The 13,416-nt window shown below is 65.0% G+C and carries 12 protein-coding genes and 1 pseudogene; 5 read left to right on the top strand and 8 right to left on the bottom strand.

Annotated elements, in window-relative coordinates:
- Positions 1-5: 5 nt before the first annotated feature.
- Both CRP49_RS46465 and CRP49_RS16500 read left to right on the top strand, forming a co-directional pair.
- Entirely contained in the window at positions 6-1,316 is a 1,311-nt protein-coding gene (locus CRP49_RS46465; RefSeq protein WP_143669994.1) for a hypothetical protein, read from the top strand.
- Positions 1,317-1,977: 661 nt separating this feature from the next.
- Positions 1,978-2,418, top strand: coding sequence for a hypothetical protein (locus tag CRP49_RS16500; protein WP_097254047.1), 441 nt, complete (start codon positions 1,978-1,980; stop codon positions 2,416-2,418).
- Here CRP49_RS16500 and CRP49_RS16495 read toward each other — a convergent pair.
- Positions 2,415-2,969, bottom strand: a complete 555-nt coding sequence (locus CRP49_RS16495; RefSeq protein ID WP_373560392.1) for a transposase — start codon at positions 2,967-2,969, stop codon at positions 2,415-2,417. The two genes, CRP49_RS16500 and CRP49_RS16495, sit on opposite strands and share 4 nt — an antisense overlap.
- Entirely contained in the window at positions 2,966-3,508 is a 543-nt protein-coding gene (locus tag CRP49_RS16490) for a winged helix-turn-helix domain-containing protein (protein ID WP_097254046.1), read from the bottom strand. Before CRP49_RS16490 ends, CRP49_RS16495 begins: the two co-directional genes overlap by 4 nt.
- Positions 3,509-3,823: 315 nt before the next feature.
- Here CRP49_RS16490 and CRP49_RS16485 point away from each other — a divergent pair, with 315 nt between their 5' ends.
- Positions 3,824-4,114 (top strand): CPCC family cysteine-rich protein, encoded by a 291-nt coding sequence (locus tag CRP49_RS16485; protein ID WP_257033420.1) that lies wholly within the window; start codon positions 3,824-3,826, stop codon positions 4,112-4,114.
- 1,689 nt (positions 4,115-5,803) lie between these two features.
- Here the strand turns inward: CRP49_RS16485 and CRP49_RS46460 are convergent.
- Positions 5,804-6,319: a hypothetical protein gene (locus CRP49_RS46460; RefSeq protein WP_143669992.1), complete on the bottom strand. Its 516-nt coding sequence runs from the start codon at positions 6,317-6,319 to the stop codon at positions 5,804-5,806.
- A gap of 1,023 nt (positions 6,320-7,342) precedes the next feature.
- Positions 7,343-7,936 (bottom strand): TetR/AcrR family transcriptional regulator, encoded by a 594-nt coding sequence (locus tag CRP49_RS16475; protein ID WP_097254045.1) that lies wholly within the window; start codon positions 7,934-7,936, stop codon positions 7,343-7,345.
- A gap of 226 nt (positions 7,937-8,162) precedes the next feature.
- Here CRP49_RS16475 and CRP49_RS16470 point away from each other — a divergent pair, with 226 nt between their 5' ends.
- Positions 8,163-9,308, top strand: a complete 1,146-nt coding sequence (locus CRP49_RS16470) for an NAD(P)/FAD-dependent oxidoreductase (RefSeq protein WP_097254044.1) — start codon at positions 8,163-8,165, stop codon at positions 9,306-9,308.
- Here CRP49_RS16470 and CRP49_RS16465 read toward each other — a convergent pair.
- The 3 genes and pseudogenes from CRP49_RS16465 to CRP49_RS16455 all read right to left on the bottom strand — a co-directional run.
- Positions 9,305-9,756: pseudogene (locus CRP49_RS16465) on the bottom strand (transposase); the annotation flags it as partial. The gene CRP49_RS16470 and the pseudogene CRP49_RS16465 overlap by 4 nt on opposite strands.
- Before the next feature lie 88 nt (positions 9,757-9,844).
- Positions 9,845-10,408: a hypothetical protein gene (locus CRP49_RS16460; protein WP_097254042.1), complete on the bottom strand. Its 564-nt coding sequence runs from the start codon at positions 10,406-10,408 to the stop codon at positions 9,845-9,847.
- A 61-nt stretch (positions 10,409-10,469) separates the two neighbouring features.
- Positions 10,470-11,081 carry a hypothetical protein gene (locus CRP49_RS16455; RefSeq protein WP_097254041.1) on the bottom strand — a complete coding sequence of 204 codons (612 nt, stop codon included), beginning with the start codon at positions 11,079-11,081 and terminating at the stop codon, positions 10,470-10,472.
- 683 nt (positions 11,082-11,764) lie between these two features.
- Between CRP49_RS16455 and CRP49_RS16450 the strand changes: the two genes are divergently transcribed.
- Positions 11,765-12,493 carry a dienelactone hydrolase family protein gene (locus CRP49_RS16450; protein ID WP_097254040.1) on the top strand — a complete coding sequence of 243 codons (729 nt, stop codon included), beginning with the start codon at positions 11,765-11,767 and terminating at the stop codon, positions 12,491-12,493.
- A 96-nt stretch (positions 12,494-12,589) separates the two neighbouring features.
- Here CRP49_RS16450 and CRP49_RS16445 read toward each other — a convergent pair whose 3' ends face one another.
- Positions 12,590-13,348, bottom strand: a complete 759-nt coding sequence (locus tag CRP49_RS16445) for a DeoR/GlpR family DNA-binding transcription regulator (protein WP_097254039.1) — start codon at positions 13,346-13,348, stop codon at positions 12,590-12,592.
- Positions 13,349-13,416: the final 68 nt, after the last annotated feature.

Below are 13,416 nucleotides of genomic sequence, written 5' to 3'. Positions count from 1 at the left end.
GAGACATGAGTAAGCCAGGCTCGGTAATAAACGATCGAAAATTCAAGAGAATCCGGACCTTCGCGATTTTGACCGGAGTTGGCCTCTCTGTCAGCGTTATAGAACTGGGTGCGCTCGGCGCCGCTGATGCCAGTACAGCCATGACCTTTGGCGGTCGGATCACCGGAGTTGCCTTCCTTCTCTCGGCCTTGCTGGCGCTGGCAGCCGCATTTGCAATGTTCACCTACTCCAGCAGCACTCAAGGGCCCAGTTATTCAGCCGCAGCCATTCTGATAGGTGTCACTATCGCCGGACTCATGAACTTGGGTCTTCTTATCTTGCAGATCGAGGGAGGCGACTATACACCGTACCTATGGCTCTGGGCATCCCTGACGTTCTGGTCCTCCTGGACCTTGGTGGTGCTCCGCCGTCGAGGAGTATGGAAGAGAATCCCCCAACCAAAGAAAATCGCAGCCGGTATGGCCCTGACCGGCGTTCTAGCTGCAGCCAACTTCACATACACCCAAATTTACAAGCCTTACGCACAGCCAAGCAAAATAGAACTGACCACTTCGTTCGGAAAGCCAAGTATCACTCCGGATGGAAAGTCCGTCGCACTACCGCTGCATGTAAGCCTCGAGAATGCCGGTGACGTGAGCGTCTACGTCGCCGCAACGCTCTATCAGGTCACTGCAAGAAAAGCGCACACCTCAAAAGGGCGAACTATGCAAGACTGGCAAAGAGATATCGATGAAGATCAATTGGACCTCCGGAGGGATGTGGACGTAGACGGATACGACCTGATTCAAAGCGGCCCCATCGTGGACGCAGGAGTCTACATTGAACCTGGGGACAAAGAGGTGGAGATTAAGGTCATAGAGATGCCTTTGAGTGGCCTCTATGATGTTCTTTTTGCCAAGGGTGAAGCCGTAATTCTACGCAAGGATAAGATATCACTTTCTAGTGACTTCGGATATTCGGGGACGAGGTCATGGGATGAGAATGATCAACATGCCGTAGATGCCCCGGAATGGGTCGACCCGGCCCCCAAGAATGAGTTCATAGAATACCAGGCTCCAATTGAGGAAAATAGTGCAATCCTGAAAATGATCCGAGGCTCGAAAAATTTGACTGTTTGGTGGGTTCTAGACCAGCCGAAAAATGAGTCCGAGTTTGGCCCCTACCTGATGGGGACCATAGCCTCAATCAACGATGAGGACCGGGAGCCCTCTGCGCCTGAGAATGATCAGACGTCGCAAAGATATGGTTTGGCATTTTTGACGAGTGGAATAGTGCAAGAATCTTTTGGTGCGGTGACGAAATCAGTGACGGGCTAACGCGGCGAAGGAGGATTGATTGTGGTTGCCTGTCGAGGCTAGGGCGATCTACGTCCGACCTAGGCTTCGAGCGGCGGCCAAGTGGTCAGCTGTCGCTCCCACTAGATGGCGCGACCCTGCATTGGCTCTCACAGGAGCTAATGTCCGGCCCATCCGATGAGGCGCCGCAGCTCGCGGGTGAAGCCGCACGTCCAGGCTTGCCGTCCGACATCAGTAGCTGACATCAACAGAGGCGTACAACCACGTACGGAGGCACATTTGCAGCGCGTGGTCGAGCCGAGAGGCGCTAGTAGGAGAGCGGCTAGAGATCTTTAATAGCTGGGGTTACGAAGCATCCCCTTGGACGGGCCGTGGGTGCCGCGCCAAACCATCGATCTGGCAAGGTCGATCGCCAAGTCGGCGGCAGGCTGCTGATCGCTGCGACCGTCGCCTACGACGTCTACGATGTGGCGGCCGCACCGAGCGGACCCAGACGGCCATCCACGACGGTGTCAGCCTGGCGGGCGGCCTCGCGGGCGCAGGTTACGGCGCCAGGTTCGGGGCGGACCTCGGGTCTGTCGGCGGCCCTGTCGGGCCCGTGGTCGACGGGAACTTGGGAGGTGGCGTGGTCGGCAGCGGCATCGGCGAGGGCATTGTGGACGGGATCGGGGATCTGTTGTAGATGAGGACTTGGCTGGAGGGGCTGTTCAGAAAGGGACGGCCACGCACCGCGGATGAGACCTCGCTGGAGAGCCGGGCGGTGTCCTCGCCCGAGGATGCGGCGGTGGGCCGGGCGGAGATCTCGCCCGAGGAGCGGGCGGTTCTGCTCGTCGGAATCCTCGACGACCCTGCGGCACGCGAGGATGAAAAGGACGACGCGGCGGGGTATCTGGAGGACTTCTCCGGCCCGCTTGTCGAGTCGGGTCTGATCCGGACCATTCGCGCCGAGGACTTCACCAGCGTGCTGGCCCAGATGTGCGCGGAGTCCCTCGGCGGAATCTGGGCCAGGACGGGCCGCGTGGACCCCGCCTTCATGGCGGAACTGCGGGGGCCGGCGAAGGACGAGGTCTTCGGCATCCTCGGCGTCCGTGCCCCGCACCTGCTGCCCCCTAACGCCCTCTAGAAGATCTTTAACGGCTGAGGTTGCGGAAGTTGGAAGTCAAGCCCGGTTTTGGCGATGAGGCCCTCGATGAGGCGGGGTCGGTACTGCATCCGTTTCAGCCGTGTCTTCACCAGCGCGGTGAGCTGGTCGAGGCTGTGTTTTGTGAGGTTGGCCAGCGATCTCTTCAGGTGCGACCACACGCCCTCTACGGGGTTGAGTTCGGGGGCGTACGGCGGCAGCTGGTAGACGGTCAGCCATAATCGGGCGGCGATCAGCTCGCGCATGGTGCGGCTGACGTGCGTGTTCAGATTGTCCCAGACAAGGACGACGGGGCCGCCGAGCTGCTGGTGCGCGGCATCCAGCAGGCGGGCGTAGTCGGTCTCGGTGAAGCCTTTGCGACGGCCCTTGGCGGGACCGCGGTCGAGGTGGATGCGGTAGATCAGCCGAGGCCGGTGGCCGGCTTTGGTGCAGATCAGCGCCGCCATGGAGACACGTTTGGTGCCGGCGGCGGTGACCCGCACCGTCGGGGTGTGGCCTCGACGGCCCCAGGTGCGGCCCTTGGGCGGCCTCAGGCCCTGGCCGGCTTCGTCCTCGAAGCAGACCCAGGCGCCCAAGTCCGCCGCCCTCTTTTTATGACGGGCCACTGCTCGTCCTTCCAGGCGGCGATCTTCGCCTCGTCCCGCTCGGTGGCCTTGCGGGAGGGGACCTGCACGCTCCAGCCGATGCGGTGCAGCAGCAGGTCCAGCCCCGCCAGGGTGTACTCGACACCGAACCGGCGGCGCACGACCTCGGCGATCCTCGCCAGCGTCCAGCACTGGTCACTCCAGCCGGAGGCGGCAGGACCGGCATCCAACACCGTCTCCAGAAGGAGCAGTTGTTCAGCATCGAGCTTGCAGCGGGCACCGCCGGGGCCCTTGGAGGCCAGGGCCCGCCGACCACCCGAAGCCAACGCCCGCCGCCAGCGGTTCGCCGACATCCGGGTCACCCTGAACCGCCGGGCCACCTCCCGGTCACTGGCCCCGGCCTCGATCAGGTCAGCGGCTGCGAGCCGGACTTGCTCACGCCGAGCCCGTTCCCCGGCCGTTAATCCACCGCCATCGGGATACCTCATCCTCCCGGCATAGCGCCGCCCACGACAGCCGTCACGACCAGACGTAACCCGCGCCGTTAAAGATCTCTAGTGAGTGTCGTGCACCCGCCTACTGCTCACGTAGTGGCGGAGGCCTCCCGTGCCCACACGGCGTGCGTGCCCTCTGCGTGCCGGTCCAGCAGTATCGGACGGGGAACGACGGGGAGTTACAGCGATCGCGTCCGACACGTGCAGGTCAGAAACTTGGCAGGTCAACCCCCATCCAGTTACGCGGTCTTCCAAACTGGGGCTGCAAATCCAGATGCGTCAGCAGCGGGGCTTCGCCAGGATGCAGCCGTGGCCAAACCCTTCATCAACATGAAACGCGGCCCAGAGGGCGGGCCCTATCGGTGTCCGTGCTGCGGTTACCTGACGCTTGCCGAGCGCGGCCTCTACGACATCTGCCCCGTGTGCTTCTGGGAGGACGACGGCCAGGACGATCATGACGCCGACAGGGTACGAGGCGGACCGAACGGCCGGCTGAGTCTGGCTGAGGCCCGTCGGAACTTCCACACCATGGGTGCCTGCGACGAGCGGTGCACCCAATTCGTTCGGGAGCCGCTGCCACAGGAGCATCCGCTGTCCTGACCGCACCGGCCCCAAGCGACCGTCTGACGTGCCCAGCAGACCCGAGACCACCGTGCCCATGGTTCTGTATCCAGGGGCCGTAGCACGGTCCCCGGGGTGTGCCACTCTCGTGCCAGAACGGGCGGGGGCTCACGGGGAACTGAGGTTCAGAGGGGGACTCCACCGGGAACCAACCAGGCCGGGGAATCCGCAGGTCACGCCCGCTCTCCCCCACCTCGCTCCTAAAGCGGTGGCTTCCTGGCAACTAGCGGCAGGGGCCAGCTGGCGCAGGCCACCAGCGCGCTGCCGTCCTCGGTAAGGAAGAGCAAGGTGAACCGTGTCCGACTGCCAGGATCTATCAGTGCAGCGCGCACAGGCCGGTCATATTCCCTGATGAGCTGCACTGCTCGTTCCAGGCCAGGAGGTTCGAATCCGCGCATCCGCATGCGCTGAAGTCGGCGACTGAAGACTCCGGCATGCGCACCAGTGGGTTGTACCCGCTCCTCCACCGAGTAGGGGGCGCCACTGCGGAGGGCGGCCAGAGCTATCACGGACGCCTCGTCATCACCGATCAACAGCGATTCCAGCACATGCCGTTCCATGGTCACCCCGTTTGGATCGTGCGGTACAGCAGCCAGGTACCGCAACCCTAGTAACCGACCCCGCACGGTAGCGTCCCTCCGGGCCCGCCCAGCGGCCGGTATGCCCCCCCCCGCTGACCGATCGCGCTAGAGCTACTGCTCGATCACGTCGTCCCCGTAGGCGGTGCGGATGCCGGCGGATCAGAAGGTGGCCGTGCCCTTCCCGTGCCCGTTCAGCTGGGAAACATCGGGGAGCAGCGGTCACTGGCGGACAACGCTCATGAGAACGGCCCCTGACCGGGTTACCTGATCAGGGGCCGTTTCACCTGGCGGTGGGTGTGGGATTTGAACCCACGGTGACTCGGGCCGCTACGGTTTTCAAGATCGCTCACGGGCTGGCCTCGCCGATTGCCAAAATCCGACGACCGCATGTAAGGACAAAGGGCGGTCAGCCAGACACGATCACCTGGCTGACCAGGTACGACCTATGGACAGAGGACCGCAGCGCATAGTTAGCTCCCGGTCATGCTCCATGTCGGAAGATCCCACGTCGTTGACGTGCTCGCAGGTGCGCTCCTGCTGTTCTCCCTGCTCACGCTTGTGTGGCAATTGGACCGTCACAGTCGGGGACTGAGCATCAAGAAACCGTGGCTCGCCGCCGCCGTGGCAGCGTTGATCCTCTACCACTTCCCGCCCCAATGAGCGACCGTCTGACGAGCACTTCCCACGCCCTCCAGCGTCCACGACATCCACACGCCCATGCGGCGGTGATCAAGGTCAACGTCAGCTTCATGGTCGGACCCTAGGGTGCACCTACGGACTTGGGTACCGGGCTGCTGTATCAGCGAAGGCACGAGGGCCGTGACTGGCGCTCTCGGGGCCGTCTCTGGGCCGTCCGAGGGCGGCCAACGACGACAGTCGATGAATGTTGTCGACGGCTCTGCCCCTGGTCAGAGGTGGCGCATTGGGGACCACCGCAGGTGCACATCCGAGAAGCAATGTTGAGGAACAACAGATGAGCCTCAGCAATCGTCACTTCACTGCTGAGGCTCGGACGAGCCGATCTAGGTAAACGCCCGAAATCAATGAACTGCCCGCCGATGATTCCTACCCAGACTTTACAGACGCTTTATTGGGAGGGTGAATTTCCGCCAGAAGTGCGCAAATTGAGAGAGCGCAAGAAATCGGCAGTGGGGTTCGCAAATGACACCAGATAGAGATTCTCGAAGAAGGGGAGGAAGGGAGCATTCCTTATTTCCCTCTCCGTGCGCGCATACGGTTCCAGTGCTGTCCAAACTTGCCTGACGCGGAAATGCAAAACGCTAAGCGCCAGATCTGAGTCGACCAGGCCAAGGGCAACCATTGCTCCAATGTACTCATAGCTGAAGGCCACGTTGCGTGTCATCGTACGCACCGGCTCGGGCAGAGCATCCATGCCAACAACAGGCTCATGTTCCTGTGCAAGCCGCGTCAGAACATAATGCTGGTCTCTCTGGAAATCTCTGTCCCGAATGTTATGCAGGGCCACATCAAGCAGCATGGTCATGTGGCTGGTTGAGCGTGCCTGGCGTAGCTGCCAAAGCGTGGCGAATCCCGAGAGCCCTAATGCTACAAGCGAAATAACGAGTGACAAGGCGTTGTACATATCGAGCCCCTCCCTCCCCCAAAGGAGTGTCCCGGAGGAAAGGGCTCTCCACCAAGAGGCGAGATTCAGCTGCACAGCCCGTGGGGTGTACGCGACGCCAGTGAATGCTGCCCTCTTGCCGGCACCCCTGCTCCATGACCCCCACGACACGATCGGACCGTGCTGTAAAGCAGCGAAGTACTGCGCCCCCAACAGCGAGCGCCCCATAGCAGCTCTCACGATCAACCTGTATGACCTCCGTTTACCGATCCCCGTAGAGCTACGGATCAGAAGGCTTCTGACATCCAAGGGTGACATCAACGACACCGAACGGAGGCGCACACCGGCGGTTCTGCTCGACCGTGGCACCAGTCGACGGCCGCAGTCGCAGCTGGCTTGAATCGAACTCCTAAAGCGGGTGTCGCAGGTTCGAATCCTGCCGGGGGCACCAGGTCTGACCAGGCACGATGCACCAGAAACGCCCCTCGGAAGTGATCTCCGAGGGGCGTTTTGGGCTTGCATGGGAACGAATGGGAACGCGCCGTCAGGCAGCGTCTCCAAGCGAAACAGGGAGGCTGGTCGCCGAGGGAGTGCGATGGAGGAAACCTGCGCGTCCTGGCGCCACCGCAGGGCCTGGGGCACGAGACCGCCCGCAACTCCCTGGTTGATCCGCCTGTGAGTGGAAGCACGAACGACCCCAGAGGCCCCCAACCATCCCTCTCCGCAAAATGGATATAAGCCGCTCCCGCACCCCGCGGAGACGATACCGGCGATTCGGAGGCACAGGCGATGACCACCAGCCCGAGCCGATGGATGACGATCGGCGACTTCCTGCTTCGGCGTCTGGAGGAGGCCGGCGTCGGCCGCCTCCTCCCCCGCCGCCTATCCGCGTGAGCTCCAAGGACTGGGATCAGAATGAGCAGCTTGCCGTTCAGGAATGACGGGATGTCAGCTCTTGTTGCCAGGCAGAGGTGAGTGCGACCGGAACGCGTAGTGGGGCAAGCCGAGGCTGGTCGAGGGCGGGCCCAGGAAACGGCCCAGGTGCTACGGCGCGGGCGGCTTACTCGGCGGCTCCCAGCCGTGGGTGAGGATGTCGAAGATTGCCTCGATGGCGGCCCGGCGGTCCTGCCGGCCGCGAGCGAGTACCGGGATCTCGAGTACGAATCGGGCAAGAGCCACACATGCGAGGTTGTCGTGGTCCACGCCGAACTCGTCGGCGATGACTGCGCTGAGGCTGTCGGTGTACCGGGTCCACATGCGTTCGGCGTACGCGCGCAGCACCGGCGTGGAGTTCACCAGGTTGGTGAACTCGGCCGCCTGAGGATGTGCCTCGATCGATGGCCAGGTGTCCAGGACGTGCTGTCGAAGGGCGTCGGGGATGCTCTGACCGGAGGGTCGCTGCCGCACCGCGGCGATCAATTGTGACTCTCGGTCTTCGTCCTGGTCGAATACCAGCGCTTCCTTGCCGCTGAAGTGCTTGAACACCGTAGCGGTCGACACGTCGGCGGCGTCGGCGATGTCACGGATGCTCACCTGGTCGTAGCTGCGCTCCAGGAAGAGTTGCAATGCGGCGTCGGCGATCGCCTGCCGGGTGGCCGCCTTCTTGCGGTCGCGGCGGCTGGCAGAGGGCACGGTCATGGCTAGAGCGTACTCGATAGTCGAACCAGTCGCTAAGTAGAGTCGTTGCACTTTTCAACTCGCTCTGATTTCATGGGTGCCCGAGCGGCACATCCTTGTCGGCCTGGTCATCGTCTGCACCGCGCCGACCTGTTCATCTGAGAAGCCTCTCCGCGTGGCACACCCGATGCCGAAGCCGACAACGCCCGGCCTGCTCGCCCCTCTTCGCCGACTGAAAGGGACAACCATGAACTCCCCAGAACCCGCCCGGGCACGTATCAGCATCATCGGTGCCGGCCCCGGCGGACTGACCTGCGCCCGCATCCTTCAGCAGCGCGGCATAGCGGTCACCGTCTACGACCGCGACCGAGGCCCCGACGCGCGCAACCAGGGCGGCACCCTCGACCTGCATGCCGACAACGGCCAGATCGCCCTGCGCGAAGCCGGTCTGCTCGACGAGTTCTTCAAGCTCGCCCGCCCCGAGGGGCAGGAAATGCGCCAGATGGACCCGACCGGCACGATCACGTCCCATGAAGTCCCGGCGGCCGACGAACTCTTCAAGCCGGAAATCGACCGTGGCCAGCTGCGTAACCTGTTGCTCGACTCCCTGCAACCGGGAACTGTGCACTGGGGCCGCGCCCTTGACACGATCAGTGGACCCGACGACGGGCCGCGGCAATTGCACTTCACCGACGGCACGACCATCCAGACCGATCTGGTCATCGGTGCCGACGGCGCTTCCTCCCGGGTTCGCCCGGCCGTGTCCCCCGCCGTCCCCGAGTACACCGGGGTGAGCTTCCTGGAAGCATGGTTCTCAGACGTCGACAACCGGCACCCGGACATGGCCGAGCTGGTCGGTCAGGGCAGCGCCCACGCAGCCGACGGCGAGCGCGGCCTGTTCGCCCAGCGCAACAGCGGAAACCACATCCGCGTCTACATCATCCAGCGAGTCCCGGTCGACTGGATCAGCACGAGCGGCCTGACAGTCGAGGACACCGACGGCATCCGCGCCCTGCTCCTGGGCGAGTACGCCCACTGGTCGCCCCGCATGCGCCGGATGATCACCGAAAACGACGGCCCCTACGTCGACCGCCCGATCTTCGCCCTCCCGGCCCCGCACACCTGGGAACACAACCCGACGGTGACCCTGCTCGGAGATGCCGCCCACCTCATGCCCCCGCTCGGTGTCGGCGTCAACCTCGCCATGCTCGACGCCAGCGAAATCGCCCTCGCTCTAGCGAACGCCGCCACCGTCGCCGACGCGATCCGCACCTACGAGAAGACCATGCTCCCCCGCTCCACCGAGACGGCCAAGGCCCTCGATGGCGGCGCCGAACACCTGCTGTCCACCGACGTACCCGATCTCGGCAGCGACAACGACGCCCAGCACTAAGGACTGACTGAGGTCTTCAGCCGTCGCCGGCAGATGACGGCGCAGCCGAGGGCGATGAAGGCTTGGTGGATGTCGTCGCGGATGCCCCAGCGGATGCGCAGGCGCCGGAACCAGCGCAGCAGCGCGGTGGCGCCCTCTACGACCCAGCGGTGGACTCCGAGGCCGGAGGCGTGTTCGGCGCCGCGTCGGGCGATGACCGGGGGATCTCGAGCCGGCGGACCTTGTCGCGGTAGACATCGTGGTCGTAGCCGCGGGCGGCGTAGACCCGGCGGGGGCGGCGCAGGGGTCGGCCGCTCCTGCCGCGGATCGGCGGAACGGCCTGGATCAGCGGGATCAGCTGGGTGACGTCATCGCGGTTCCCACCGGTCAGGGTCACCGCCAGAGCGATGCCGTGCGCCTCGACCATCACGAGGTGTTCACTGCCGGCCTTGCCCCGGTCCACTGGGGAGCTCGAGTGCCGACCTACCGAGCCGGGTTGACCAACGGCATCGAGCGCCTCGGGAAGCAAGGTCGCTACACACCTGGCCTTCGGCGCCTCATCCTCCCTGGGCTGTGATGTCGGTGATCTCCACGGACACATTCGTGCCCGCCGAAGCAGTGCTGATCATGGAAGGCGTGTAGTTCAGGCTCGTCCGGTCCGACAGCTCGGCTGTCTCGATGACCGGGCCGGACTCGTCACCGTGGATCTCGTAAGTGATCTCGTACACGGCGTCCGGGTCGATCCCCTCACTGTCCCCCAGGTAGGTGAGGTCCGGCTCGACCGTCACATTGCAGCCGGCCGTCCCGAAACACTGCCGCTTCGTGGTTCTCAGCTCGATGGTGAAGCTGTCGGCGGTCACCTCGTCGTACGACGGCGTGGGGGTCGGTGTCTCCGTGGGGGTCGGTGTCTCCGTGGCGGCCGCCTCCGTGGCGCCGCCCGTCGGCTTGGCGGCCGCGGTCGGCTTACTGCCGTAGCTGGAGTGCATGACGATCATTCCGGTGCCGATGACCGCCGCGATGACGGCGGCGGCTGAAGCCGCGATGATCAGGTTGGTGCGGGACTTCTTCACCGGTGGTGTCGGGCTGTACGACGGCATCGGCGGAGAGGTGGCGTCGGTCATGGTTCCCCCCAGGGGCAGTTGTTCGGTTCGAGGGTGGGCGGCCGGGAATCCGGGGTCGCACCTACTGCCAGCCGCCGGTGAAGTCGCTGCTGAGCTGGGCGTCGCAGATGTTGTAGCCGCCCGACGCGTGCCCGGACTTCGTTTGCCCGTCCACGGTCACGCTGCAGTTGATGTCCCCCGAACCCTGCAGCTGGGCGTTCAGCGTGTAGTACATCGCCCCCTTCTTGAGGGGCAGGGTGGCCTCGAACTTGCCGTTCTTGAACACGCCCTTGCGGGTGTCGCTGTCGGAGCCGTAGTTGATGTCGAGACCACCGAGCGCTCCGGCCGGGGCGGTACCCCAGACTTTGAAGACGACGGTCTTCGGGGCGCCGGCCTTCTTGCTGCCGGCCTTGGCACCGGCGGCCGTCTTATTGCCGGTCGTGGACTTCGAGGCGCTGCTGCTGGAGTCGTTCGAGCCACTGCCGCTGACGGCCGCGGCGGCGATGCCGAGGACGACGGCCACGCCGACGAGGCCGAGACAGCCGAGACCGATGACCTTCCCTGCGCCGGGTCCCTTTTTCGGCGGCTGCGGCTGAAACGGCGGCTGCCCGTACGGCTGCTGGCCGTGGGGAGCCTGGCCGTAGGGCTGTTGCGAGCCAGCCCATCCGGGATACTGCGGCTGCTGGTTACTCACGGTCCCCCCAAGGTGTCTGCTGTCGAGAGCAAGATGTGTGACATATGAGGATGGAGTGCGGTTGCCGCTTACCTGCTGGATTCACCCCATCGTGGTAAAGGGTCTTGACGAGGTAGCGGGATCTGCCCGAACGCGTGGACTGCTGGGGAGATGGCGCCCTCGACGCCGGTGCGGTGTCCGTTGCGGCGGCGCCAGTGACCAGTGGCCGGTGCCCATCGTGCCGGGAAGGACCCCTGGCAGCCTCGCCATCAGTCCTCGCCGGAACGGATTCAGCACACACGGGGACGGGAAGTCCCGTGAAGACGTGAGAACTACGGAGGGGTGTTTTCCCAGGCCAGACGCCACGTAGTCGACGTTTCCGCAGGTCACAGTCCCGCCCGGGGAAAACTCCTAAAGCGGGTGTCGCAGGTTCGAATCCTGCCGGGGGCACCGAGAAATACCTGGTCAGAGGCCCTTCCGTTCGGTGGACGGAAGGGCCTTCGCATGGGCGGGACACGTGTCGGGCAAGCGTTCGCCCCGCCGGGGGCGCGGGTGATGATCTTTGTGGTAGCTTCGGCGTCGCCGTGCACCACTGCGCATTCGAGGAGGTGAGACCGATCAACACTGTGACGCGTCGGGGCTCCCTCCTTTGCATGGTCTAGGGAGCGCCCGCACCAGGCATTCCCGAAAGGCTTGAAACGCTGATGCGCTTCACCTCCCAGACGTCGTCGGACGGCGTCACCGAGCAGTTCTTCACCCTCGACGAGATCCCCGGCGTGCTGTGGACGCCGGAAGGCGCCTCAGGCACTCGTCCCCTGATCCTGTTGGGCCACGGCGGCCGGCAGCACAAAACGGCCCCCGGCACCGTGTCCCGTGGGCGCCGCTACGCCGCCGAGGGTTTCGCGGTCGTCGCGATCGACGCGCCCAACCACGGAGACCGGCCCCAGGACGAGGAGTTCGGTCGGATCGCGGCCAGGATGCGGGCCGGCATGGCCGCCGGTGAGAATCCGGGCGCGCTGGTCGCCGGCATGCACGGCTATCTGGCCTCTCAGGCCGTCGCGGACTGGCAGGCGGTCCTGACCGCGGTCCAGCGCCTCGACCAGGTCGGTGTCGGCCCGGTGGGCTACTGCGGCATGTCGATGGGCTGCGGACTCGGCATCCCGCTCATCGCCGCCGAGCCCCGGATCCGCGCCGCGGTGCTGGGCCTGCTGGGTGTGCAGGGGCTGGCCGAGGACGCCGCGCGGATCACCGTGCCGGTGCAGTTCCTGGTCCAGTGGGACGACCAGATGGTCCCCCGGGACCAGAGCCTGGCGTTGTACGACGCCCTGGCCTCGGCCGAGAAGACCCTGCACGCCAACCCCGGCAAGCACGGGGATGTGCCGTCGTTCGAAGTGGACAGCTCGCTGCGGTTCTTCGCCCGGCACCTGAGCTGACACAGGATCGCATCGTCCGGCGCGCCGGCCGGAGTTCGTTCCCGGCCGGCGGCCGGCACCGGCCGGGAGCTCCTCGACCAGGCGCCGGTCGCGAAGTCACACCCTCCGTACGGCAACGCCGGCGGCCGTGATCGCGCCGGTCTCCTCCTCCGGCGCGGCTTCGTCGGTCACCAGGGCGTGCAGCGCGGAGGCGGGGGCGACGAAGGCGAGTGCGGTGCGGGACAGCTTCGTGGAATCCGCTACGGCGATGACGCGGCGGGCGGAGGCGATGGCTGCGCGCTTGACCGCCGCGTCGTCCAGGTCGAAGGCGGTCAGGCCGTCGGCCGCGGTGAGTCCGCAGCAGCCGATGACCGCTGTGTCGAAGCGGAGCGCGGCCAGCGATGCCTGGGTCAGCGGGCCGGTGAGGGCCAGTTCCCCCGATCGTGGACGGCCGCCGGGCACCAGCAGGGTCACATCCGGTGCTCCGGTCAGCGCGTTCACCGCGTGCAGGGAGAGGGGTGCGACGGTCAGGCGGCGGTGCCGCAGCGCACGGGCCACCTCCAGGCAGGTGGTGCCGCTGTCGAGGACGACGGATTCCCCGTCCGCGATCAGATCCACGACCTCGGCGGCGATGCGCCGCTTGACCTCCGCCCCTTCCTGCGCCCGCAGCGCGAAGGGCGGTTCCTCGCCCCGCAGCAGCAGGCTCCTGGCTCCTCCTCGGTAGCGCTCCAACACGCCCTGATCCGCGAGGACTTCCAGGTCGCGGCGGATGGTCATCTCCGAGGCGCCGGTGAGCGCGGCCAGTTCCGCGACGCCGACACGGCCCGCCTCCCGTACGGCCTCGGTGATCTGCCTGAGTCGTTCTGCACCAGCCATGCTCCGATTGAACATCCATCGCGTTCGTAATGCAATCTTTCGCTCATAATCTATGTTCGTTATGTTCG

It is taken from the genome of Streptomyces sp. Ag109_G2-15 (genome assembly GCF_900215565.1).
Lineage (GTDB): Bacteria > Actinomycetota > Actinomycetes > Streptomycetales > Streptomycetaceae > Streptomyces > Streptomyces diastatochromogenes.
Note: the sequence above shows the minus strand (reverse complement) of the source record. Positions and strands in the feature narration are given on the sequence as shown.

Coding starts and splice junctions, on each gene's coding strand:
- CRP49_RS46465 (WP_143669994.1), top strand. CDS start 6: ATGAGTAAGCCAGGCTCGGTAATAAACGATCGAAAATTCAAGAGAATC.
- CRP49_RS16500 (WP_097254047.1), top strand. CDS start 1,978: ATGAGGACTTGGCTGGAGGGGCTGTTCAGAAAGGGACGGCCACGCACC.
- CRP49_RS16490 (WP_097254046.1), bottom strand. CDS start 3,508: ATGAGGTATCCCGATGGCGGTGGATTAACGGCCGGGGAACGGGCTCGG.
- CRP49_RS46460 (WP_143669992.1), bottom strand. CDS start 6,319: ATGTACAACGCCTTGTCACTCGTTATTTCGCTTGTAGCATTAGGGCTC.
- CRP49_RS16475 (WP_097254045.1), bottom strand. CDS start 7,936: ATGACCGTGCCCTCTGCCAGCCGCCGCGACCGCAAGAAGGCGGCCACC.
- CRP49_RS16470 (WP_097254044.1), top strand. CDS start 8,163: ATGAACTCCCCAGAACCCGCCCGGGCACGTATCAGCATCATCGGTGCC.
- CRP49_RS16460 (WP_097254042.1), bottom strand. CDS start 10,408: ATGACCGACGCCACCTCTCCGCCGATGCCGTCGTACAGCCCGACACCA.
- CRP49_RS16450 (WP_097254040.1), top strand. CDS start 11,765: ATGCGCTTCACCTCCCAGACGTCGTCGGACGGCGTCACCGAGCAGTTC.
- CRP49_RS16445 (WP_097254039.1), bottom strand. CDS start 13,348: ATGGCTGGTGCAGAACGACTCAGGCAGATCACCGAGGCCGTACGGGAG.